20 protein-coding genes and 1 riboswitch are annotated in these 20892 nt (G+C 60.0%); of the genes, 8 read left to right on the forward strand and 12 right to left on the reverse strand.

Going from position 1 to position 20892, the window contains the following annotated elements:
- Window positions 1-109: 109 nt before the first annotated feature.
- From ACQ4MY_RS16985 to tkt, 5 genes are all read right to left on the reverse strand, one after another.
- Window positions 110-442 carry an MliC family protein gene (locus ACQ4MY_RS16985; RefSeq protein WP_440095900.1) on the reverse strand — a complete coding sequence of 111 codons (333 nt, stop codon included), beginning with the start codon at window positions 440-442 and terminating at the stop codon, window positions 110-112.
- A 57-nt stretch (window positions 443-499) separates the two neighbouring features.
- Window positions 500-721, reverse strand: a complete 222-nt coding sequence (locus ACQ4MY_RS16990; RefSeq protein ID WP_007913756.1) for a hypothetical protein — start codon at window positions 719-721, stop codon at window positions 500-502.
- A gap of 34 nt (window positions 722-755) precedes the next feature.
- Window positions 756-1919 (reverse strand): phosphoglycerate kinase, encoded by a 1164-nt coding sequence (locus tag ACQ4MY_RS16995; RefSeq protein WP_008081033.1) that lies wholly within the window; start codon window positions 1917-1919, stop codon window positions 756-758.
- 12 nt (window positions 1920-1931) lie between these two features.
- A complete protein-coding gene (gene epd, locus ACQ4MY_RS17000) occupies window positions 1932-2984 on the reverse strand; it encodes an erythrose-4-phosphate dehydrogenase (protein ID WP_093429868.1) in 1053 nt (350 codons plus the stop codon).
- A 161-nt stretch (window positions 2985-3145) separates the two neighbouring features.
- Window positions 3146-5143, reverse strand: a complete 1998-nt coding sequence (gene tkt, locus ACQ4MY_RS17005; protein ID WP_440095902.1) for a transketolase — start codon at window positions 5141-5143, stop codon at window positions 3146-3148.
- A 270-nt stretch (window positions 5144-5413) separates the two neighbouring features.
- Between tkt and ACQ4MY_RS17010 the strand changes: the two genes are divergently transcribed.
- The 4 genes from ACQ4MY_RS17010 to ACQ4MY_RS17025 all read left to right on the forward strand — a co-directional run bounded on the left by ACQ4MY_RS17010 (window position 5414) and on the right by ACQ4MY_RS17025 (window position 10015).
- The gene (locus ACQ4MY_RS17010; RefSeq protein WP_440095903.1) at window positions 5414-6409 is read left to right on the forward strand and encodes an ArsR/SmtB family transcription factor; all 996 of its coding nucleotides are present in this window, start codon (window positions 5414-5416) and stop codon (window positions 6407-6409) included.
- Between the two features lie 18 nt (window positions 6410-6427).
- Window positions 6428-7618 (forward strand): methionine adenosyltransferase, encoded by a 1191-nt coding sequence (gene metK / locus ACQ4MY_RS17015; RefSeq protein ID WP_008081040.1) that lies wholly within the window; start codon window positions 6428-6430, stop codon window positions 7616-7618.
- A gap of 236 nt (window positions 7619-7854) precedes the next feature.
- Window positions 7855-9522 carry an NAD-dependent DNA ligase LigB gene (ligB, locus tag ACQ4MY_RS17020; protein ID WP_440095904.1) on the forward strand — a complete coding sequence of 556 codons (1668 nt, stop codon included), beginning with the start codon at window positions 7855-7857 and terminating at the stop codon, window positions 9520-9522.
- 97 nt (window positions 9523-9619) lie between these two features.
- The gene (locus ACQ4MY_RS17025) at window positions 9620-10015 is read left to right on the forward strand and encodes a DUF1090 domain-containing protein (protein WP_008081047.1); all 396 of its coding nucleotides are present in this window, start codon (window positions 9620-9622) and stop codon (window positions 10013-10015) included.
- A gap of 167 nt (window positions 10016-10182) precedes the next feature.
- Here ACQ4MY_RS17025 and ACQ4MY_RS17030 read toward each other — a convergent pair whose 3' ends face one another.
- Entirely contained in the window at window positions 10183-10632 is a 450-nt protein-coding gene (locus ACQ4MY_RS17030; protein ID WP_008081049.1) for a c-type cytochrome, read from the reverse strand.
- 127 nt (window positions 10633-10759) lie between these two features.
- On the opposite strand from ACQ4MY_RS17030, the gene mltA reads away from it, so the two are divergent.
- On the forward strand, window positions 10760-11944 hold the full coding sequence (mltA, locus tag ACQ4MY_RS17035; RefSeq protein WP_008081051.1) for a murein transglycosylase A: 1185 nt from the start codon (window positions 10760-10762) through the stop codon (window positions 11942-11944).
- Window positions 11945-12083: 139 nt separating this feature from the next.
- Here the strand turns inward: mltA and ACQ4MY_RS17040 are convergent, their stop codons facing one another.
- A complete protein-coding gene (locus tag ACQ4MY_RS17040; RefSeq protein ID WP_008081053.1) occupies window positions 12084-12467 on the reverse strand; it encodes an MAPEG family protein in 384 nt (127 codons plus the stop codon).
- A gap of 39 nt (window positions 12468-12506) precedes the next feature.
- A complete protein-coding gene (locus ACQ4MY_RS17045) occupies window positions 12507-13340 on the reverse strand; it encodes an EamA family transporter (protein ID WP_440095906.1) in 834 nt (277 codons plus the stop codon).
- Between the two features lie 314 nt (window positions 13341-13654).
- Between ACQ4MY_RS17045 and ACQ4MY_RS17050 the strand changes: the two genes are divergently transcribed.
- Together ACQ4MY_RS17050 and ACQ4MY_RS17055 are read left to right on the forward strand one after the other, a co-directional pair.
- On the forward strand, window positions 13655-14824 hold the full coding sequence (locus tag ACQ4MY_RS17050; protein ID WP_158833494.1) for an MFS transporter: 1170 nt from the start codon (window positions 13655-13657) through the stop codon (window positions 14822-14824).
- Between the two features lie 261 nt (window positions 14825-15085).
- Window positions 15086-16348: a cation:proton antiporter gene (locus tag ACQ4MY_RS17055; RefSeq protein WP_158833496.1), complete on the forward strand. Its 1263-nt coding sequence runs from the start codon at window positions 15086-15088 to the stop codon at window positions 16346-16348.
- Window positions 16349-16431: 83 nt separating this feature from the next.
- Here ACQ4MY_RS17055 and ACQ4MY_RS17060 read toward each other — a convergent pair whose 3' ends face one another.
- Window positions 16432-17715 carry an amidase gene (locus tag ACQ4MY_RS17060; RefSeq protein WP_440095907.1) on the reverse strand — a complete coding sequence of 428 codons (1284 nt, stop codon included), beginning with the start codon at window positions 17713-17715 and terminating at the stop codon, window positions 16432-16434.
- On the reverse strand, window positions 17702-18118 hold the full coding sequence (locus ACQ4MY_RS17065) for a VOC family protein (RefSeq protein WP_440095909.1): 417 nt from the start codon (window positions 18116-18118) through the stop codon (window positions 17702-17704). The genes ACQ4MY_RS17060 and ACQ4MY_RS17065 overlap by 14 nt, the downstream gene beginning before the upstream one ends.
- Before the next feature lie 112 nt (window positions 18119-18230).
- Between ACQ4MY_RS17065 and ACQ4MY_RS17070 the strand changes: the two genes are divergently transcribed.
- Window positions 18231-19127 carry a LysR family transcriptional regulator gene (locus ACQ4MY_RS17070; RefSeq protein ID WP_008081061.1) on the forward strand — a complete coding sequence of 299 codons (897 nt, stop codon included), beginning with the start codon at window positions 18231-18233 and terminating at the stop codon, window positions 19125-19127.
- On the opposite strand, the gene ACQ4MY_RS17075 is transcribed toward ACQ4MY_RS17070, so the two are convergent.
- Together ACQ4MY_RS17075 and ACQ4MY_RS17080 are read right to left on the reverse strand one after the other, a co-directional pair.
- The gene (locus ACQ4MY_RS17075) at window positions 19103-19984 is read right to left on the reverse strand and encodes a formate/nitrite transporter family protein (protein WP_440095910.1); all 882 of its coding nucleotides are present in this window, start codon (window positions 19982-19984) and stop codon (window positions 19103-19105) included. The genes ACQ4MY_RS17070 and ACQ4MY_RS17075 overlap by 25 nt on opposite strands.
- A 185-nt stretch (window positions 19985-20169) precedes the next feature.
- A complete protein-coding gene (locus tag ACQ4MY_RS17080) occupies window positions 20170-20577 on the reverse strand; it encodes an acyl-CoA thioesterase (protein ID WP_016984776.1) in 408 nt (135 codons plus the stop codon).
- Window positions 20578-20775: 198 nt separating this feature from the next.
- Window positions 20776-20875: riboswitch (S-adenosyl-L-homocysteine riboswitch) on the forward strand.
- The last annotated feature ends 17 nt before the right edge of the window (window positions 20876-20892 follow it).

Here is a 20892-nt window from a genome sequence, read left to right on the forward strand (position 1 = left end):
TGTAGGAGTGAGCCTGCTCGCGATAGCCATCTTGCAGTCAATATTGCAGCGACTGTCATACCGCTATCGCGAGCAGGCGAAGGCCTACATTGGGCCTGCGGTGTTGCAATTACTCGGCTTTGCAGCCGCGGCCGATCAGGTCATTGGTGGCGACCCAGTACACCAGGCCTTCCTCACCCTTGACGTGAAACGCCAGCATGCCGTCGCTGTACAGCGTGCCCGAAGCGCCCGGCTCTTCTTTCAGGCGATAGACCTGATCGCCGCCACCCAGTCGAACGTCGACTTCCTTCTGGCCGGCATCGGCGTAACGCCAGAGCACTTTGGCCTGGCTATCGCAGATCCAGGTCGTCCAGTTATCCGCCGGGGCAGACGACTGGAACAGGTTCAACTGCGCGCAACCGCCCAACAATGCCAACGCCGCAATGGCGATCAAGCCTTTCATCCGTGTTCCTCGACTGACGGCGCACGCCGCCAGCCCTGAGTTAAAGAGTCAGACCCGTCAAGGACAACCATGTTCCTTGGCCGGGGTTTGCGTCTCGTATTTGTCCAGGCCGTCCGGACCCGAGCGCTTGTTCAGCACCGGGTTGGTTTCAGCCTGCCAGTCGGCCTGATAGCAGCCCTTCTGCGACTCGCTCGGTGCCGGCGTCGCTTCGGCCTTCGGATTACTCCCGCAGGCCGCCAGCGTACCGGTCAGCAACAACAGCGCTAACGACTTGACCATGTAAACACTCCTTTGCCTGGCCAAACGGGCGGCCTCAGGCCTTGGCCCGGCTTTCCAGGACTTCAACGGCTGGCAGCACTTTGCCCTCGACGAATTCGAGGAACGCGCCACCACCGGTGGAAATGTAGGAGATTTGCTCAGCCACGCCATATTTATCGATCGCGGCCAGAGTGTCGCCACCGCCAGCGATAGAGAACGCCGAGCTTTCAGCGATAGCCTGGGCCAGCACTTTGGTGCCGTTGCCGAACTGGTCGAATTCGAACACGCCGACCGGGCCGTTCCACAGAATGGTTTTCGACGATTTCAGCAATTCAGCGAAGTTGGCTGCGGTTTGCGGGCCGATGTCCAGAATCATGTCGTCGGCAGCAACGTCAGCGATCAACTTGACGGTGGCTTCGGCGGTTTCAGCGAATTCTTTGGCAACCACAACGTCAACCGGCAATGGCACGCTGACTTTTGCAGCGATGGCGCGTGCGGTGTCGAGCAGATCCGGTTCGTACAGCGATTTGCCAACCGGGTGACCGGCCGCCGCGAGGAAGGTGTTGGCGATGCCGCCGCCGACGATCAGTTGATTGCAGATCTGGCTCAGGCTGTTCAGCACGTCGAGTTTGGTCGAGACCTTGGAGCCGGCAACGATGGCCGCCATCGGCTGAGCCGGTGCGCCGAGGGCTTTGCCCAGTGCATCCAGTTCAGCGGCCAGCAGTGGACCAGCGGCCGCAACTTTGGCGAACTTGGCCACGCCGTGGGTCGAACCTTCGGCGCGGTGAGCGGTGCCGAACGCGTCCATCACGAACACGTCGCACAGGGCGGCGTATTGCTGGGCCAGTTCGTCAGCGTTCTTTTTCTCGCCTTTGTTGAAGCGCACGTTTTCGAACAGCACGATGTCGCCGGCCTTGACGTCAACGCCACCGAGGTAATCAGCCACCAGCGGCACTTCACGGCCCAGCGCTTTGCTCAGGTAGTCAGCGACAGGCTTGAGGCTGTTCTCGGCGGAGAACTCGCCTTCGGTCGGACGGCCAAGGTGCGAGCAGACCATCACGGCCGCGCCTTTTTCCAGGGCCAGCTTGATGGTCGGCAGCGAAGCCAGGATACGCGCATCGCTGGTGACAACACCGTCCTTGACTGGGACGTTGAGGTCTTCGCGGATCAATACGCGCTTACCTTGCAGATCGAGGTCGGACATCTTCAACACGGTCATGGGTCGCACTTCCTACGGTTTTTTTGAAGTTGCTGTTTGCAGATAGTGTTCTGCAACGTCCAGCATTCGGTTGGCAAAACCCCATTCGTTGTCGAACCAGGCCAGGATGTTCACCAGCTTGGGGCCGGAAACACGGGTCTGACTGGCATCGACGATGGCCGAATGTGGGTCATGGTTGAAATCACAACTGGCATGCGGCAGCTCGGTATAGGCGAGCAGGCCTTTGAGCGGGCCACTGGTGGCGGCCTCGCGCAGGATCCGGTTGACCTCATTGGCGTCGGTCGCGGTAGCGGTCTGCATCGTGATGTCGAGGCAGGACACGTTGACCGTCGGCACGCGTACGGCTTTGGCTTGAATTCGCCCGGCAAGTTCCGGCAGCAGACGCTCGATGCCACGCGCCAGACCGGTGGACACCGGGATCACCGACTGGAATGCCGAACGGGTACGGCGCAGGTCTTCGTGGTGATAGGCGTCGATCACCGGCTGATCGTTCATCGCCGAGTGAATCGTGGTGATCGACACGTAATCGAGGCCGATGGCCTTGTCGAGCAGACGCAACAGCGGCACACCGCAGTTGGTGGTGCAGGAGGCGTTGGATACCAAGAGTTCGTCGCCGGTCAGGCAATCCTGATTGACGCCGTAAACGATGGTGGCGTCGACATCCGCCTCGCTGGCCATCGGCTGCGAGAACAGCACGCGCGGCGCACCAGCGTCGAGAAAGCGCTGGCCGTCTTCACGGGTGTTGTAGGCACCGGAGCATTCCAGCACCAGATCGACGCCCAGCGACGCCCAATCGATGCCTTCAGGGGTAGCACTGCGCAGAACCTTCACGCAGTCGCCATTAATATGCAGACAATCGCCTTCTACTCGCACTTCGCCGGGAAAACGGCCGTGGGTGGAGTCGAAGCGTGTCAGGTATTCGATGCTGGCCATGTCCGCCAGATCGTTGATCGCGACAATTTCAAACCCGGCTTTCTCGCCTCGCTCAAACAACGCACGCAAGACGCAACGACCAATCCGGCCGTAGCCGTTGAGTGCAACTTTGTAAGGACGCGGTTGAGGCATGGGGTTCTCGATAGTATTCGCTACAACACAACCCCCATGTAGGAGCTGCCGGAGGCTGCGATCTTTTGATCCTGTTTTTTCAAGATCAAGATCAAAAGATCGCAGCCTCCGGCAGCTCCTACAGGGGAATGCGGTGGCTGGGGCCACCGCATTCGTACTGCTTAGTCTTCCAGCAGTTCTTCAGCCTGACCCAAGATGTTTTCCAGGGTGAAGCCGAACTCTTCGAACAGTGCCGAAGCCGGAGCCGATTCGCCGTAAGTGGTCATGCCGATCACACGACCTTCCAGACCCACGTACTTGAACCAGAAGTCGGCGTGAGCCGCTTCGATGGCGATACGCGCGCCAACCTGCAACGGCAGCACGTCCTGCTTGTAGCCCGCGTCCTGAGCGTCGAACACGCTGGTGCACGGCATCGAAACAACGCGCACTTTGCGGCCCTGCTCGGTCAGCTTGTCATAAGCCTGAACCGCCAGACCGACTTCCGAACCGGTCGAAATCAGGATCAGCTCAGGCTCGCCTGCGCAGTCCTTCAGTACATAACCGCCACGGCTGATGTCGGCGATCTGGCCGGCATCGCGTTCCTGGTGTTGCAGGTTCTGACGCGAGAAGATCAGCGCCGAAGGGCCGTCCTTACGCTCCAGAGCGTTTTTCCAGGCCACGGCCGATTCAACGGCATCGGCTGGACGCCAGGTGTCGAGGTTTGGCGTGGTGCGCAGGCTGGTCAGTTGCTCGATCGGCTGGTGCGTCGGGCCGTCTTCGCCCAGACCGATGGAGTCGTGGGTATAGACGTGGATGACTTGCTTCTTCATCAGCGCGGACATGCGCACGGCGTTGCGGGCGTATTCCATGAACATCAGGAAGGTCGCGCCGTAAGGCACCAGGCCGCCGTGCAGGGTCACGCCGTTCATGATTGCGGTCATGCCGAATTCGCGCACGCCGTAGTACATGTAGTTGCCGCTGGCGTCTTCAGCGCTGACGCCTTTGCAACCTTTCCACAGGGTCAGGTTGGAACCGGCGAGGTCAGCCGAACCGCCGAGCAGTTCCGGCAACAGCGGGCCGAAGGCGTTCAGGGTGTTCTGGCTGGCTTTACGGCTGGCAATGGTTTCGCCTTTGGCCGCGACTTCAGCGATGTAAGCCGAAGCTTTTTCGGAGAAGTCAGCCGGCAGCTCACCGCTCAGACGACGGATCAGCTCGTTGGCTTCGGTCGGGAATGCAGCGGAGTAAGCAGCGAAACGCTGATCCCACTCGGCTTCGGCCGCGCGACCTTTTTCCTTGGCATCCCACTCGGCATAGATGTCGGCCGGGATTTCGAACGGACCGTAATTCCAGTTCAGCGCCTTGCGGGTCAGGGCGATTTCCGCGTCACCCAGTGGGGCGCCGTGGCAGTCTTCTTTGCCCTGCTTGTTCGGCGAGCCGAAACCGATGGTGGTCTTGCAGCAGATCAGGGTCGGCAGCGGGCTCTTGCGCGCGGTTTCGATGGCGGTCTTGATCTCTTCCGGGTCGTGACCGTCAACGTTGCGGATCACTTGCCAGTTGTAGGCTTCGAAACGCTTCGGGGTGTCATCGGTGAACCAGCCTTCGACTTCGCCGTCGATGGAGATACCGTTGTCATCGTAGAACGCGATCAGCTTGCCCAGACCCAGCGTACCGGCCAGGGAAGCGACTTCGTGGGAAATGCCTTCCATCATGCAGCCATCACCCAGGAACACATAGGTGTGGTGGTCGACGATGTCGTGGCCAGGGCGGTTGAACTGCGCGCCCAGTACTTTCTCTGCCAGGGCGAAACCGACGGCGTTGGCCAGACCCTGACCCAGCGGGCCGGTGGTGGTTTCAACGCCCGGGGTGTAACCGAACTCCGGGTGGCCCGGGGTGCGGCTGTGCAGTTGACGGAACTGCTTGAGGTCGTCGATCGACAGGTCGTAACCGGTCAGGTGCAGCAGCGAGTAGATCAACATCGAGCCGTGGCCGTTGGACAGCACAAAGCGGTCACGGTCGGCGAACGATGGATTGCTCGGGTTGTGCTTGAGGTAGTCGCGCCAAAGCACTTCGGCGATATCTGCCATACCCATAGGGGCACCGGGATGGCCGCTGTTGGCTTTTTGCACGGCATCCATGCTGAGGGCACGAATGGCGTTGGCACGCTCACGACGGCTAGGCATCGCTGATCTCCTGGGTTCTGGTAAGTCGAAACGGAAAAAAGGAGGGCATTTTCCCTCACCGGAGCGCCTCGGGGCAATGACAGATAGTCATCGGGGGGCGTTTTTCCAATGGATAGCGGCGCTTTCTGTTGGTGAAACCTTTCCGCTACTCGTTTGTAGAGTTAACCGGTGAGTGAGAAGTGCAATAAAAAGCGCCATTGATCCAGCAATATCAAAACTTTTTGATATTGCTCTTGCGATGAATTCCCCCCGTCACTAGACTGCGGCCCTATGAATTTACGCGTGCCTTCCATTCGCCATGACGATTGCGACGAGCTGGCGGCCCTGTGCAAGGCCGGCGGCGATCCGTTGCGGCTGAATGTATTGCGCGCGCTGGCCAACGATTCGTTTGGTGTACTGGAGCTGGCGCAGATTTTCGGCATCGGTCAATCCGGCATGAGTCATCACCTTAAAGTGTTGGCGCAGGCCGATCTGGTGGCGACACGCCGCGAAGGCAACGCGATCTTTTATCGCCGTGCCCTGCCCCACACCGATCTGTTGGGCGGCAAGTTGCACGCGGCATTGTTAGAAGAAGTCGACAATCTGGATCTACCTGACGACGTGCAAGCGCGCATCGAGCAGGTTCACGGCCAACGCGCCGCCGCCAGCCAGGACTTTTTCGCCCGGGTCGCGGAGAAATTTCGCGCCCAGCAGGATTTGATCGCAGGCCTGCCGCAGTACCGCGACAGCGTGCTGGCCCTGCTCGACAAACTGAACTTCAATGGTGCGGCCACGGCCATTGAAGTCGGCCCCGGCGATGGTGCTTTTCTGCCGGAACTGGCGCGTCGTTTCGGCACCGTAACCGCGCTGGACAACAGCCCGGCGATGCTCGAACTGGCGCGTCAGGTATGTGAACGTGAACAGTTGGCTAACGTCAGCCTGCAATTGGCCGATGCATTGAACGGCACAAGCCTTCAGGCCGATTGCGTGGTGTTGAACATGGTGTTGCACCATTTCGCCGCGCCGGCCGATGCGCTCAAGCACATGGCCGACCTGCTGCAACCGGGCGGTAGTCTGCTCGTGACAGAGTTATGTAGCCACAACCAGAGTTGGGCCAGGGAGGCCTGCGGTGATCTGTGGTTGGGGTTTGAACAGGACGATTTGGCCCGTTGGGCCACCGCTGCGGGACTCGTTCCCGGGGAAAGCCTCTATGTGGGCTTACGTAATGGTTTCCAGATCCAGGTTCGCCACTTTCAGCGACCGGCTGGCGACACTCACCATCGGTAAATTCAGGAAAACATCGAGATGAGCGAATACTCCCTCTTCACCTCCGAGTCCGTGTCCGAAGGGCATCCGGACAAAATCGCCGACCAGATTTCCGATGCGGTGCTGGACGCCATCATTACCCAGGACAAACACGCACGCGTTGCCGTGGAAACTCTGGTCAAGACTGGCGTGGCCATCGTTGCCGGTGAAGTGACCACCAGCGCCTGGGTCGATCTGGAAGAGATCGTGCGTAACGTGATTCTCGACATCGGCTACAACAGCTCCGACGTCGGCTTCGACGGCGCGACCTGCGGCGTGATGAACATCATCGGCAAGCAGTCCCCAGACATCAACCAGGGTGTTGACCGTGCCAAGCCTGAAGATCAGGGCGCCGGCGACCAAGGCCTGATGTTCGGCTACGCCAGCAACGAAACCGACGTTTTGATGCCAGCGCCGATCACCTTCTCGCACCAGTTGGTACAGCGTCAGGCCGAAGCCCGTAAATCGGGCCTGCTGCCTTGGCTGCGTCCAGACGCCAAGTCGCAAGTGACTTGCCGTTACGAAGGCGGCAAGGTTGTCGGTATCGACGCGGTTGTTCTGTCGACCCAGCACAACCCTGAAGTGTCGTACAAAGACCTGCGCGAAGGCGTGATGGAGCTGATCGTCAAGCACGTACTGCCTGCCGAACTGCTGAGCAAAGACACCCAGTTCCACATCAACCCGACTGGCCAGTTCATCATTGGCGGCCCGGTAGGTGACTGCGGTCTGACCGGTCGCAAGATCATCGTCGACAGCTACGGCGGCATGGCCCGTCACGGCGGCGGCGCGTTCTCCGGTAAAGATCCATCGAAGGTTGACCGTTCGGCTGCCTACGCTGGCCGTTACGTTGCCAAGAACATCGTCGCTGCCGGCCTGGCCGAGCGTTGCGAGATTCAGGTTTCTTACGCGATCGGCGTGGCTCAGCCTACTTCGATCTCGCTGAACACCTTCGGCACCGGCAAGATCAGCGACGACAAGATCGTCAAACTGGTGCGTGAAGTGTTCGACCTGCGTCCATACGCAATCACCACCATGCTCGACCTGCTGCACCCGATGTACCAGGAAACTGCAGCGTACGGCCACTTCGGTCGCACGCCAGAGACCAAGACTGTTGGCGAAGACACCTTCACCACGTTCACCTGGGAAAAAACCGACCGCGCCGACGCCCTGCGCGCTGCTGCTGGTCTGTAAGACTTCCCCGGCGGTACCCAAAAGCCCCGCACGGTTCGCGCCGTGCGGGGCTTTTTTATGGCTGCAAGATCAAAAGATCGCAGCCTTCGGCAGCTCCTACATTGATCAGGGTAGGAGCTGCCGAAGGCTGCGATCTTTTGATCTTCCGACGTTGAAACAACCCGATAAACACCCGTCCGACCTCGCTCAGAATCCTGACTAACCTTCAAAAACCTCCATGAGCAAGGACGCTCACGATGCATTGGTTTTTGTTTGTTTTGCTGCACCTCCTATGCCTGACTGGCTACGCGTCTCAATGCCCGGACTGGACACCCACCCAAGCCCAGCGCGAAATCACCGTCCTGCAAAACCAGATCAACCAATGGGACGACGCCTACCACCGCGAAGGCCGCTCACTGATTGCCGATGAACTCTACGACCAGTCCCTTGCGCAACTGAACGAATGGCGAGCGTGTTTCAAACTGTCCTCGCCAACCGATCCTTTGCGTACAGCTTCAGGCTCAATCGCGCACCCCATCGCCCACACCGGTCTGGATAAAATTCACAAAGCCGAGGCCGTAGAAACCTGGCTACGCGAGCGCAAGGATGTCTGGATACAACCCAAAGTCGATGGCGTCGCGGTGACGTTGATTTATCGCGAGGGCGTTTTGCAGCAGGCAATCAGTCGCGGGGATGGGGTTAGTGGTCAGGACTGGACGTCGTCGGCGCGCAACATCAAAGCCATCCCGCAACGCCTCACACAACCGTTGGATCTGCTCGTGCAGGGCGAACTCTACTGGCAGCTGAACGAGCACGTGCAAGCCCGATCCGGGAGTGTTAAGGCTCGCGCCACCGTCGCCGGCCTGATGGCACGCAAAAACCTGGAGGCCGAACAAGCCGCCGGAATTGGACTGTTTGTCTGGGACTGGCCTCAGGGCCCAGCGCAATTGCCCGAGCGAATCGCCGCGCTGACAAAACTGGGTTTCGCCACAATTGAACCCTACAGCCATCCCGTCATCGACTTTGATGCCGCACAGAAATGGCGCGATCACTGGTATCGCTCGCCCCTGCCCTTCGCCACTGACGGAGTGGTGTTGCGTCAGAGTCAGCGTCCACCTGCCGAGCGCTGGCAAGCGCGTGCGCCTTATTGGGCAATTGCCTGGAAATATCCGTTTGCCCAGGCGCTGGCTGAAGTCCGCAGGGTCAACTTCAAAGTCGGTCGAACCGGGCGCATCACGCCAGTACTCGAACTCAAATCCGTCATGCTCGATGACCGTGAGATCAAACGGGTCAGCGCCGGTTCCTTCAAGCGCTGGCAAGAGCTGGATATTCGCCCCGGTGATCAAGTGGCAATCAGCCTCGCCGGCCTGACCATTCCACGGCTCGACAGCGTGGTGCTGCGCGCCACCGCACGCACAGACCTCATCATTCCCCGCACCGACGACTTTCACGCCCTGAGTTGCTGGCAACCCACGCCCGGCTGCGAAAGCCAGTTTCTCGCCCGTTTGACCTGGCTCAGTGGCAAGCAAGGGCTGGCCATGCAACATGTCGGTCGTGGCACCTGGGAGAAACTTTTGGAAACAGGCCGCCTGAACAACCTGCTGGATTGGCTGACCCTCGATGCCCAAGAGCTTGCTAACATTGCCGGCTTCGGCGAACGCAGCAGCGAGCGCCTGATGCACAGTTTCCACAGCGCCCGACAACAGCCGTTTGCACGATGGCTAAAAGCATTGGGCTTGCCGCCGACCGGTCAGGCACAACTGGCGGGGTCATGGCAGGCGCTGGCACAACGTGACACCGAACAATGGCAAGCAGAAGCCGGTATCGGCCCCGGTCGCGCGGCGCAATTGAGCGCATTCTTTCGCGACCCGCAGGTGCTAGCCTTGAGCGAAACCTTACAGGCCGCCGGAATCGACGGTTTCTGAACACGTAATCCCGGCCCGCCGGGAACCCAACGGTCGCCGAGGCGCTCCAACAGCGCAGTGCCTACCCGACCCGAACGCCTTTGCACATGGAGCTTTTATGAAATTTCTCGCACCGCTGGCCATGCTGACCTTCTGCGGCATGCTTGCCGCCCCTGTCATGGCCGAAGAAGACGGCCCGGGCCTGACCGGCTGCGCCGCCAAGAAGCAGGGCATCATCAACCAGATCGAACAGGCCAAATCGCGCGGCAATGCCGATCAGCAGGCTGGCCTGGAAAAAGCCCTGAGCGAAGTGACCGAACACTGCACTGACGCCGGCCTGAAGAAAGAGCGCGAAAACAAAGTGCTCGAGGCCAAACACGAAGTGAGCCAGCGCCAGGCGGATCTGGACAAGGCGATGAAGAAAGGCGATCCGGAAAAGATCAACAAACGCAAAGACAAACTCGCCGAGTCGCGTAAAGAACTGCAGGACGCGCTGGACGAAATCGACAAGTAATTGATGCCCTTGTGGCGAGGGGATTTATCCCCGATGGGCTGCGAAGCGGCCCCAAGTCCATTCAACTCAGCTGTAACAGGCATACCTGGTTGAATGGATTTGCGACGGCTACGCCGCCGATCGGGGATAAATCCCCTCGCCACTGGGTTACTCAGCAGTCTTGAAGATCAATGATCGCGAAACTGTTTATGGCAAGCGCTGCAGGCATCTTCAACTTTCTGCACCGCAGGCCCGAGGTTGCTGGCCTTGTACGGCTGAACCTGGCTCGCGATCACCAATTCACCGGTGGCTGTTTCCAGTTGGCGGGCCATGTCCTGAAACTGTGCCTGTTTCTGCCAGACATCGTCCTTGGCGCTGGTGTGATCTTCTTCGCGAACCTGGGGGAAGTGTTTCCACGGCTCATGAGACAACGCGTCGAGTTTCACCGCACCTTCGGCGAACTTCGGCCCGTCGAACGGAATGCGACCACGCAACATGCCGCCGAGGTCTTCAGCGGTCTTGAGCATCTGTTTGAAAATGGCCTTGCGCTGGCCCAGCGGAGAATTCGGATCGACACCGCCACAGGCGGACAAGGTCAGACAGGCCAGCAATACAACAGCAATTCTTTTAAGAGTCATGGTGGCTTCAGGTCACGGAATCGGCGGCCAGTATCCTCGCGTCACCGACAAACACCAATAGCCCTATTAAAATTGAGGGTTGTCTGAACGCATGGAGCATTCGGGCGACCGGCACAGGAATCACTCCATGAACAGCCGTTCCCCGGCCTGGCGTCACCCGCTGATCCCGACCCTTGCGCTGCTGGCAATGCTTGCCGGCTGCACCGGTGGCGACAACGCCAAGCCGAAAACCCACGCCCTGGCCACTTACTCCAGCGCTAGCTGGGAAGCACTGCCGGCGGTGTCCGACAGCGATCTGGTCGCCGGTTTCGGTTCGTGGCGCAGCGCCTGCACCCGACTCAAGGCTGATGCGGTATGGGGCACCACCTGCGCAGCCGCCGCCAATGTGCCGCAGAGCGCCACGGAGATTCGTGCGTTCCTCAAACAGAATCTCGACGTTTACGGCCTGCGCGCCGAAAACGACAACCCCAACGGCTTGATCACCGGCTATTACGAGCCGGTCTACCCCGGCAGCCTGACCCCCACCGCGGTGGCCAATGTGCCGGTGTATGGCGTGCCCGAAGACATGATCATTGTCTCGCTCGACAGCATTTATCCGGAACTGAAAGGCAAGCGCCTGCGCGGACGTCTTGAAGGCCGCGTGCTCAAGCCTTACGACGATGCCGCGACCATTGAATCGAAAGGCATCAAAGCCCCCGTGGTTGCCTATCTGACCGATCCGATGAACCTGCAATTTCTGCAGATCCAGGGTTCCGGGCGGATTCAGACCGAGGACGGCAAACAGCTGCGCATCGCCTACGCCGATCAGAACGGCCATCCGTACCGGCCGATCGGCCGCTGGCTGGTCGAGCAAGGCGAGTTGAAGAAAGAAGACGTGACCATGAGCGCGATCAGCAACTGGGCCAAGGCCAACCCGGCGCGCATCCCGGAGTTGCTCGGCAGCAACCCCAGTTATGTGTTCTTCACCCGCAACCCGGACAGCAACGAAGGCCCGCGCGGTTCGCTGAACGTGCCGCTGACTGCCGGCTACAGCGCAGCGGTGGATCGCAAGGTGATTCCGTTGGGCAGTCTGTTGTGGCTGTCGACCACGCGCCCGGATGGCACGGCACTGGTGCGCCCGGTGGCGGCGCAGGATACCGGCGGCGCGATTGCCGGCGAAGTGCGTGCGGATCTGTTCTGGGGCACGGGTGACGCGGCCGGACAACTGGCCGGGGACATGAAACAGCAAGGACAGATCTGGATGCTCTGGCCAAAAGGCGCGGCGCTGCCGCAAGTGCCGCAGGTGGCTGATACACCCAAGGACAAATCCTGAGATGTTTGTTGCCTGATCAATCGCCATCGCGGGCAAGCCCGCTCCCACAGTAATTGATGGTGACCACACATTTTGTGTACACCAAAAAAACCTGTGGGAGCGGGCTTGCCCGCGATGAGGCCATCAGCAACACTGATAATCAAACAGACACAAAGAAGAACGAAGCAATCAACCCCATCCCCACAAACCACACCAGCGAACGCAGGATCGCCCAGTCCGCCAGGTAGCAAATGATGTACAGCAGGCGACTGGTGATAAACAGCACCGCCAGCACATTCACCGTCACCAGCTCCGCCGTGCCCACCAGGTGCGCGACTATTACCGCCGCAGCAAACGCCGGCGTCACTTCAAAGCTGTTCATCTGCGCCGCATGCGCGCGTCTTGCGACACCGTTGAGGCTTTCGAGAAAGTCGCGCGGATCATGGTTGTCACTCAGGCGGTAGCCGCCCACGGCCTTGGCCACCCCTGTGCAGATATACGGCAGGAAAATCGCGATCAACACACACCACAGAGCCACCGTCATAACGCCGTCCTTCTTTCGAGTTTTAGAATTCGCGAGCGGTCAGAACTTCATCACCAGCATGCCGATCAGCACCAACCCACAGGCTAAGAGCCGTGGCCGGCCAAAAGGTTCTTTGAGGTAGCGCATGCCGAACAGCACCACCAGGATCACGCTGATCTCGCGCAACGCTGCCGCCTCCGCAATCGAGCCCAACTGCATCGCCCATAGCACCAGAGCGTAGCTGGCCAATACGCAGAAGCCCACCGCCAAGCCCAGCTTCCATTGCTCACGCCAGAACTGCATGAACGCCGGACGCTTGGCGACCCATGCCAGCAGCGGAAACGGCCAGGCACTGAGCAACGTGACCCAGACCAGATAATCCAGCGGATGCGACCAGCGCCGCAGCGCCTGGCCATCGATGTAGGTGTAGCAGCCGATGCACAGGCCGATCAGTGCCACCACCGGCAGCATCGACCACGGCAAGTGTTTGCCACCGCCGCCCTGCCACAGCAGGCACGCCATGCCGAAGGGGATCAGCATGATCCCGAAGATCTGCTGCGTGGTGAGCACTTCACCGGCGAAGATCAAGGTCAGCGCCAGCACCACCAGCGGCGACAGCCCACGCATCAGTGGATAAACCAGCCCCAGATCGCCGACCCGATAGGCCTGGATCAGCAGATAGCGGTAGAGCAATTCAAACGCCGCTGAAGCCAGAATCCATGGCCAGATTTCCGTCGGCGGCAGGCTCACAAACGGAAACGCGATGGCGACAACCAGCAGCGCCACGGTGTCCATGCACGCCACCACCAAAAGCCGTTCGGCGCTGAACTTGATCAACGTATTCCACGTCGCATGCAACAGCGCCGCCATCAATACCAAACCCGTCGCCAGCACCCTTCACCCCTTATTTTTATGAGTCCCCGTGTAGGAGCTGCCGGAGGCTGCGATCTTTTGATTCTGATTTTCAACAACAAGATCAAAAGATCGCAGCCTTCGGCAGCTCCTACAGTGAAAATCGATAATTCGAATAGTCAGATTATTGATTCGCGATGTGTCAGCAGCTGTTTATACTGCAAGCGACCACGCCGCACTCAGTTGCGCACAGAAAAATTCCAATAATTCCTGCCTGCACCGCCTCTCTTCGAGATCGGTCGTCGGCCTGCGTATGCCTGATCAACGCGTCAAGACTAACGACAGAGACCTTGCGCATGCCACTCGCCTTGCTTGCACTCGCTGTTGCCGCGTTCGGCATCGGCACCACTGAATTCGTCATCATGGGCCTGCTGCCCGACGTTGCCCGCGACCTCGCCGTGAGCATTCCGCATGCCGGTCTGCTGATCACCGGTTACGCGCTGGGCGTTGTATTCGGCGCGCCGATCCTGGCGATCGGCACGGCCAACATGCCACGCAAAGCGACATTGCTGGGCATGACGCTGATGTTCATCCTCGGCAACATCCTCTGTGCCCTCGCCCCCAACTACGCAACGCTGATGGCCGCGCGGGTGGTCACGGCGCTGTGCCATGGCGCATTTTTCGGTATCGGTTCGGTGGTTGCCGCCGGGCTGGTGGCGCCGAACAAACGCGCTCAGGCGATTGCGATGATGTTCACCGGGCTGACCCTGGCCAACGTGCTCGGCGTGCCATTGGGCACAGCGCTCGGCCAGTACGCCGGCTGGCGTTCGACCTTCTGGGCGGTGTCGGTTATAGGTGTCATCGCTGCCCTCGCACAATGGTTGTGGCTGCCGAAACACATCCCCATGGACAAGGCCAACCTCGCCAGCGAATTCAAAGTGCTGGGCAAGGTCAATGTGCTGCTGGCGTTGGGCATGAGTGTGCTGGCCTCGACCAGTCTGTTTAGTGTGTTCACTTATATCGCGCCGATCCTGCAGGACATCACTGGCGTCAGCCCTCACGGTGTGACCGTGATGTTGCTGCTGTTCGGTGTCGGTTTGACCGGCGGCAGCATGCTCGGCGGACGTTTGGCCGATAGCCGTTTGTTGCCTTCGCTGGTCGGTGTGGCCCTGGCAGTGGTGGTGATTCTGGCGGCGTTCAGCCAGACCAGCCGCTCGGTGGTGCCAGCAGCGATCACCCTGGTGCTGTGGGGGATTTTTGCCTTTGCGCTGTGCCCGATCCTGCAACTGCTGATCATCGATCAGGCGCATGAAGCACCGAATCTGGGCTCGACGCTGAACCAGAGTGCGTTCAACCTCGGCAACGCGGCGGGTGCATGGATCGGCGGGTTGGTGGTTGCCAGCGGCGCAGATCTGGCCGACTTGCCTTGGACGGGTGCCGTGGTCGGTGTGTTGACGGTACTGACGGCGTTGTTCTTCATCTACCTGCAACGGCGCAGCGCGACTGCGGTCAATGTGTCCGGCTGAAGAACTCGAGATCACCGGACGCAGCCTATCGCTGGCGAGGGGATTTAGCGAAACATCGCACCGCTCCATTCGGCGACGCAGTCGTCGTAATCCCGGCGATCCGGTCGGTGGTGACTGTTTTGGGGCTGCTTCGCAGCCCAGCGGGGATAAATCCCCTCGCCACAGGAGACATCATGTGTCCTCGACCTGTGCGAACCCATCCAACCCTTGCACCGAAGAATCGGTGCGCTGTCTTTCCACCCCTCATCCAAAGGACCCCGGATGCTTGAACTCGTCGCCGCTTTCATCTGTTTGACCACCCTCCTCACCTTCGTCAACTTCCGCTTCATCGGCCTGCCGCCGACCATCGGCGTGATGGTTACCGCGTTGATGTTTTCCCTGCTGCTGCAAGGCCTCAGCGTGCTCGGCTACCCCGGCCTCGAAGAACGCGTGCAGCAACTGATCGGCCAGATCGACTTCGGCGATCTGCTGATGAACTGGATGCTGTCGTTCCTGCTGTTCGCCGGCGCCTTGCACGTGAACCTCAACGACTTGCGCAGCTACCGCTGGCCCATCGGCCTGCTGGCGACCTTCGGTGTCCTGATCGCCACGGCGGTGATCGGCAGCCTCGCCTACTACATCTTTGCCCTGTTCGGCTGGCACGTGAGCTTCCTTTACTGCCTGTTGTTCGGCGCACTGATTTCGCCGACTGACCCGATCGCGGTGCTCGGCGTACTGCGAACCGCCAACGCCTCGAAACCGCTGAAAACCACCATCGTTGGCGAATCGCTGTTCAACGACGGTACCGCGGTGGTGGTGTTCACCGTGTTGCTGGGCATCGCCCAACTTGGCGAAACCCCGACCGTTGGTGCCACCGCCCTGCTGTTCGCGCACGAAGCTATTGGCGGCGTCGTGTTCGGCGGGCTGATCGGTTATCTGGTCTACCTGATGATCAAGAGCATCGAGCAGCACCAGATCGAAGTGATGCTGACCCTTGCGCTGGTGATCGGCGGTTCGGCAATGGCCAGCGAACTGCACGTTTCGGCACCGATCGCGATGGTGGTAGCCGGTCTGATCATCGGTAACCTGGGGCGCAACCTGGCGATGAACGACATGACCCGCAAATACCTCGACGGTTTTTGGGAGTTGCTCGATGACATGCTCAACGCGCTGCTGTTTGCGCTGATCGGCCTGGAGCTGTTGCTGCTGCCGTTCAACTGGTTGCACTTGGCGGCGGCAGGTTTGTTGGCGGTGGCGATTCTGTTGTCGCGCCTGCTCACCGTGGCCCCGGCGATTGTCCTGCTGCGCCGTTGGCGCACGGTGCCGCGCGGCACCATCCGCGTGTTGACGTGGGGTGGTTTGCGCGGTGGCGTCTCGGTGGCGCTGGCACTGTCGCTGCCGCTGGGCACCGAACGTGACTTGTTGCTGAGCATCACCTACATCGTCGTGCTGTCGTCGATTCTGGTGCAGGGCCTGACCATTGGCCGGGTTGTCCGTGGGGTGACAGCCCCACAGGGCGCCAGCGCAGCCGATGCTGCGCACTGACACTTGACCGGACTCCGTCGCAGCGCATCTGCGCTGCGACGGAGTGCATGCAACACCCTCCCCGCCCGATGCGACCTCTTCCGTTAGCCGGACGCTCTCAGCACCGCATCCACCTGCTCGGCCGCGTGCAAAAGAATGCTGTCGTCTCGAAAACCGCCAATCATTTGCAGACCTGCAGGCAACGCCCCGGCATTGCGCACGAGCGGAATGTTGATCTGAGGCAAACCGAACGCCATCCAGAATTTGCTGAAATCCGAAGGCCCGGTCGCGCCAAGGCCCAACGGGGCGACGATGCCGCAGCTCGCCCCCAGCATGGCGTCAAACGGTTTGAATATCGGTTCCAGCACAGCGGCCAATGCTGCCAAACGTTTCTTTGCCGCAGATTCCTGTTCCCACGTCGTCAGGCGGGCGCGTTCGATCATCGCCAACACTTCATCGCTGAGTAGCTCCGGCTGCGCTTGCAGTTCTTTGGCCAGTGACCGGGCGCCCTCGCAATCGTTGATCAAAAAATGGTCATCGAATATCGTCGCAAAATCCTCCGGCAACTCCACCTCGCGCACCTGATGGCCCGCCCGGCGCAGATCTTCAACGGCAGCGTCCAGCGATCTGGCGATGTCCTCGTCGACCTGATCCCAGCGCGCGGTGCGACAGAAGCCGAACGTGCACAACTGCCGCTCATGAGCACTCGCCGGCAACCCAGGGATCAAGACCTGAGCCATCAAGTGCAGATCACGCACCGAGCGGCCATACCAACCCACCGTGTCGAAGCTCGGCGCCAGGGGTTTTACCCCCTCCAGAGAAACCAGGCCATAGGTCGGTTTGAACGCATACAGTCCGCAATACGAGGCCGGTTTGATCAACGATCCAGCGGTCTGCGTGCCCAAGGCGATCGGAAAAAAACCGGCCGCCATCCCCGCTGCCGAGCCGGCACTGGAGCTTCCCGGCGTCCGCTCGAAATCATGCGGATTACGCGTCGGCCCGGTGTGCATGTACGCGAATTCGGTGGTGTGGGTCTTGCCCATGATCACCGCGCCGGCCTGACGCAACAGCGCGACGACATGCGCATCACGCGAAGGACAGTTGCCTGCATAGATCGGCGAGTAAAAACCCGTGGGATGATCGGCGGTGTCGAAGATGTCCTTGATCCCCACCGGCACACCGGCAAGGAGGCCATTGGTATTGCGGTTTTTAATCTGGCGAGCCTGGCGGCGTACCTGATCCGGGTCGACCGCAACAAAGGCTTGTACGCTGTGCTCCTGGGCTTCGACACAATCGAGAAAATGCTCGGCGACCGATTCTGCGCTCACCATGTCCGAACGCACCATGTGCGAAATGGCAGTGGCGTCAGCCTGATTAAAATTGTGCATAGATACCCTGCAGATCAGTGAAGCCCTTTATCTCGATCGGGTTTCCGGCAGGGTCCAGAAAAAACATGGTCGCCTGCTCACCGGGCTCGCCGGCAAAACGAAGGCTGGGTGGCAGGACAAATTCCACTTGGGCTTCGATCAAGCGGTCTTTCATGACGTGCCAGTCCGACATTTCGAGGATCACGCCCAGGTGCGGCATCGGCACGTTGTGCTCACCGACTTTGCCGGTGTTACTCACCGCAAAGGGCTCGCCCAGATGCAACGACAATTGATGTCCGAAAAAATTGAAATCGACCCAGGTGTCGGTGCTGCGCCCTTCTTCGCATCCCAATAAATCCCCGTAGAACTGGCGGGTAACCTGCAAATCGCGGACGTGCATCGCGAGATGAAAAATCGATTGCATAGAGAACTCCTGACGATCGCCGGACGATAGAAACTGCTCAACGGTTGAAGACTGTGCGGTTTGCATCAAAAGAGCTAGCCTGTAATTCTTTCCCTCATCGAAAGCCTTTCTTATGGACTCGCGCTATTTAAGAAGCCTGATCACCGTCGTCGAATGTGGCTCGATCGCCCATGCCGCGCGCGTCGAAGGCTTGACGGCCGCAGCGATCAGCCAGCGCATTCTCGCCCTCGAACGGCAACTCGGCTTTGAGCTGTTATCCCGCGTCGGCCATGCCGCCAAGCCGAGTCAGGCCTGCCTCGATTTACTGCCCAGGGCCAGACGCATCGTGCGCGAAGTGGCGTTACTGGCGGGAGATGCGGACCTCGCAGGGCTGACGGGACCGTTGCGCATCGGCGCGATTTCCACGGTTCTGACCGGGCTGTTGCCGGGAGCACTGCGCGCACTGACCGAGTTGGCGCCGGGGCTGACGCCGGTGATCGTGCCGGGAACATCGCGGTCGTTGTATCAAGCACTTCTTTCGCGAGAAGTGGATGCGGCGATCCTAGTGGTGCCGCCGTTCGAGTTGCCCAAAGCGCTGCAAGCGGTGTCCCTGCGCAAGGAGCCGCTGGTGTTTCTGTCGAAGGAAGTGTCGGCGCAGAGCATCCCCGCACAACTGATGAACCAGCCCTACATCCGTTACGACCCTGACGCATGGGGCGGACGGCACGCCGAGCACTATCTGGCGGAGCATGGACTGACGCCGACGCCGCTGGTCGATCTCGACGCGCTGGAAACCATTGCCATGCTGGTGACGGGCGGCATGGGCGTGAGCCTCGTGCCCTATTGGTCCGGTTTTGAGCAATGGGCTCAGCAATGTGCGGTAAGCCCGCTTGGCACTGACCGCTACGACCGCGAGATAGCGCTGATCAGCCCCGCCCAGACCGATCGGCCGAACATGATCAGCGCCTTGTGCAAGGCGCTTTCAACCGCCGCCCCTGAGCGCAATCAATCTTTCTTCGACTCGCCTTGATCGTCTTCAGGGCCCTCGACTTTCGCCGAGCCGCTCTCGCTGCGGATCTGCGCGTGGCTGATCAGGGCGAAGATAAAACTGCCGCCGATGATATTGCCCGCCAGCGTAGGGCCGGCGAAGACCATCCAGAAATCACTCCACGGCAACTCGCCGGCAAACACCAGGTACGACACTTCGGCCGAACCGACGACGATGTGGGTGAAATCGCCGAGCGCCATGAGGTAGGTGATGAGGATGATGATCCACATCTTCGCGCTCTCCATGGACGGGATCATCCAGACCATGGTGGCGATCATCCAGCCGGAAACGATGCCTTTGGCGAACATCTGGCTGGCGTGGTTTTCCATGACCTTGCGGCCGATTTCGAGGAAGGCGTGGTCAGTCTTGGTGTCGAAGATCGGCAGTTCGAGCATCACGTATGCCACCAGAATCGTGCCACACAGGTTGCCGACCAACACCACTGTCCACAGGCGGATCAGCCGGCCGAAGTTGCGGATCGTCGGTTTGGTCATCACCGGCAGCACGGCGGTCAGGGTGTTTTCGGTGAACAGTTGCTGGCGGGCGAGGATCACCGCGAGGAAGCCTGCGCAGTAGCCGAAACTGGCGATCACCTTGAATTCGTCGCCCTCGGGCAGGCGTGAATTGAGCAAGCCCATGCCCATCAGTGACAGGCCCATGGTCAGCCCGGCGGCGAGCGCCGACCACCAGAGTGCGGCAATGCTGCGCTCCAGCTCCTGATCGCCTTGGGTGCGGATGATTTCATGCAGGACGGCCGCACGGGGCGGCTGGTTTTTCTCGACTTCGTGCTGCTCTTTGGCCGAGAGGTCGGGGGTCTTGCCGTCGGTGGGCGTGGTCATGGCGAGGGAACCGTGGGGGGTGGTGTTTAGCTACGACCCTTGCGGCTTGTAATACGTTCTGTGAGCGCCAAGCAAATCCTCCGCCGGACCTGTAGGAGCTGCCGAAGGCTGCGATCTGTTGATTTTGATTTTTTAGAAACAAGATCAAAAGATCGCAGCCTGCGGCAGCTCCTACAGGGGTCGCGTTATTTGGTGACTAATTCATCTTCCTGGAACTGGTCTTTGACGTATTTGATTTCGGTGCGGCCGTGCGGTGCCGGCAAACCGTCTTCGCCGAGGTTCACAAACACCATCTTCTCAACCGTCAGAATGCTCTTGCGGGTGATCTTGTTGCGCACTTCGCAGGTCAGGGTAATCGAGGTGCGGCCGAACTCGGTGGCGGTGATGCCCAGTTCGATGATGTCGCCCTGGCGCGAGGCGCTGACGAAGTTGATTTCGGAAATGTACTTGGTCACCACGCGCTGATTGCCCAGTTGCACGATGGCGTAAATCGCCGCTTCTTCGTCGATCCAGCGCAGCAGGCTGCCACCGAACAAGGTGCCGTTGGGGTTGAGGTCTTCGGGTTTTACCCATTTGCGGGTGTGGAAATTCATCTTCACTCCTGAGTGTCTTGCCGAACGATGGACGGTATCTTGGCAGACTGAGCGGTCAGGCTCCATGCGGCTTCGACTATGGTCGTCATTAACGATCTTCATCTGGCCGACAGAAACCCTTTGGAAGATCAGTCTAGACGGCTATAATCGCCCCCGTTTCAAAACGGTCATCTTCACTTGATACCGTTTTCCCGCCACCTGTCCGAGGGGCGCTGCAGCAGGTTCAACCTGTCAGGCTCGGATGGGGCGTTGACCGGCCTTAGGCTGGACACTAAACGCACAACGGCGCCCATTCGCATACATTACGAATGGAGG

This window comes from Pseudomonas sp. SM4, from assembly GCF_051913165.1.
GTDB lineage: Bacteria > Pseudomonadota > Gammaproteobacteria > Pseudomonadales > Pseudomonadaceae > Aquipseudomonas.

Coding starts and splice junctions, on each gene's coding strand:
- mltA (WP_008081051.1), top strand. CDS start 10,760: ATGAACAGCCGTTCCCCGGCCTGGCGTCACCCGCTGATCCCGACCCTT.
- tkt (WP_440095902.1), bottom strand. CDS start 5,143: ATGCCTAGCCGTCGTGAGCGTGCCAACGCCATTCGTGCCCTCAGCATG.
- ACQ4MY_RS17075 (WP_440095910.1), bottom strand. CDS start 19,984: ATGACCACGCCCACCGACGGCAAGACCCCCGACCTCTCGGCCAAAGAG.
- ACQ4MY_RS16990 (WP_007913756.1), bottom strand. CDS start 721: ATGGTCAAGTCGTTAGCGCTGTTGTTGCTGACCGGTACGCTGGCGGCC.
- ACQ4MY_RS17040 (WP_008081053.1), bottom strand. CDS start 12,467: ATGACGGTGGCTCTGTGGTGTGTGTTGATCGCGATTTTCCTGCCGTAT.
- ACQ4MY_RS17065 (WP_440095909.1), bottom strand. CDS start 18,118: ATGCAATCGATTTTTCATCTCGCGATGCACGTCCGCGATTTGCAGGTT.
- ACQ4MY_RS17010 (WP_440095903.1), top strand. CDS start 5,414: ATGAATTTACGCGTGCCTTCCATTCGCCATGACGATTGCGACGAGCTG.
- ligB (WP_440095904.1), top strand. CDS start 7,855: ATGCATTGGTTTTTGTTTGTTTTGCTGCACCTCCTATGCCTGACTGGC.
- metK (WP_008081040.1), top strand. CDS start 6,428: ATGAGCGAATACTCCCTCTTCACCTCCGAGTCCGTGTCCGAAGGGCAT.
- ACQ4MY_RS16995 (WP_008081033.1), bottom strand. CDS start 1,919: ATGACCGTGTTGAAGATGTCCGACCTCGATCTGCAAGGTAAGCGCGTA.
- ACQ4MY_RS17060 (WP_440095907.1), bottom strand. CDS start 17,715: ATGCACAATTTTAATCAGGCTGACGCCACTGCCATTTCGCACATGGTG.
- ACQ4MY_RS17050 (WP_158833494.1), top strand. CDS start 13,655: ATGCCACTCGCCTTGCTTGCACTCGCTGTTGCCGCGTTCGGCATCGGC.
- ACQ4MY_RS17025 (WP_008081047.1), top strand. CDS start 9,620: ATGAAATTTCTCGCACCGCTGGCCATGCTGACCTTCTGCGGCATGCTT.
- ACQ4MY_RS17055 (WP_158833496.1), top strand. CDS start 15,086: ATGCTTGAACTCGTCGCCGCTTTCATCTGTTTGACCACCCTCCTCACC.
- ACQ4MY_RS17070 (WP_008081061.1), top strand. CDS start 18,231: ATGGACTCGCGCTATTTAAGAAGCCTGATCACCGTCGTCGAATGTGGC.
- ACQ4MY_RS17030 (WP_008081049.1), bottom strand. CDS start 10,632: ATGACTCTTAAAAGAATTGCTGTTGTATTGCTGGCCTGTCTGACCTTG.
- ACQ4MY_RS16985 (WP_440095900.1), bottom strand. CDS start 442: ATGAAAGGCTTGATCGCCATTGCGGCGTTGGCATTGTTGGGCGGTTGC.
- epd (WP_093429868.1), bottom strand. CDS start 2,984: ATGCCTCAACCGCGTCCTTACAAAGTTGCACTCAACGGCTACGGCCGG.
- ACQ4MY_RS17080 (WP_016984776.1), bottom strand. CDS start 20,577: ATGAATTTCCACACCCGCAAATGGGTAAAACCCGAAGACCTCAACCCC.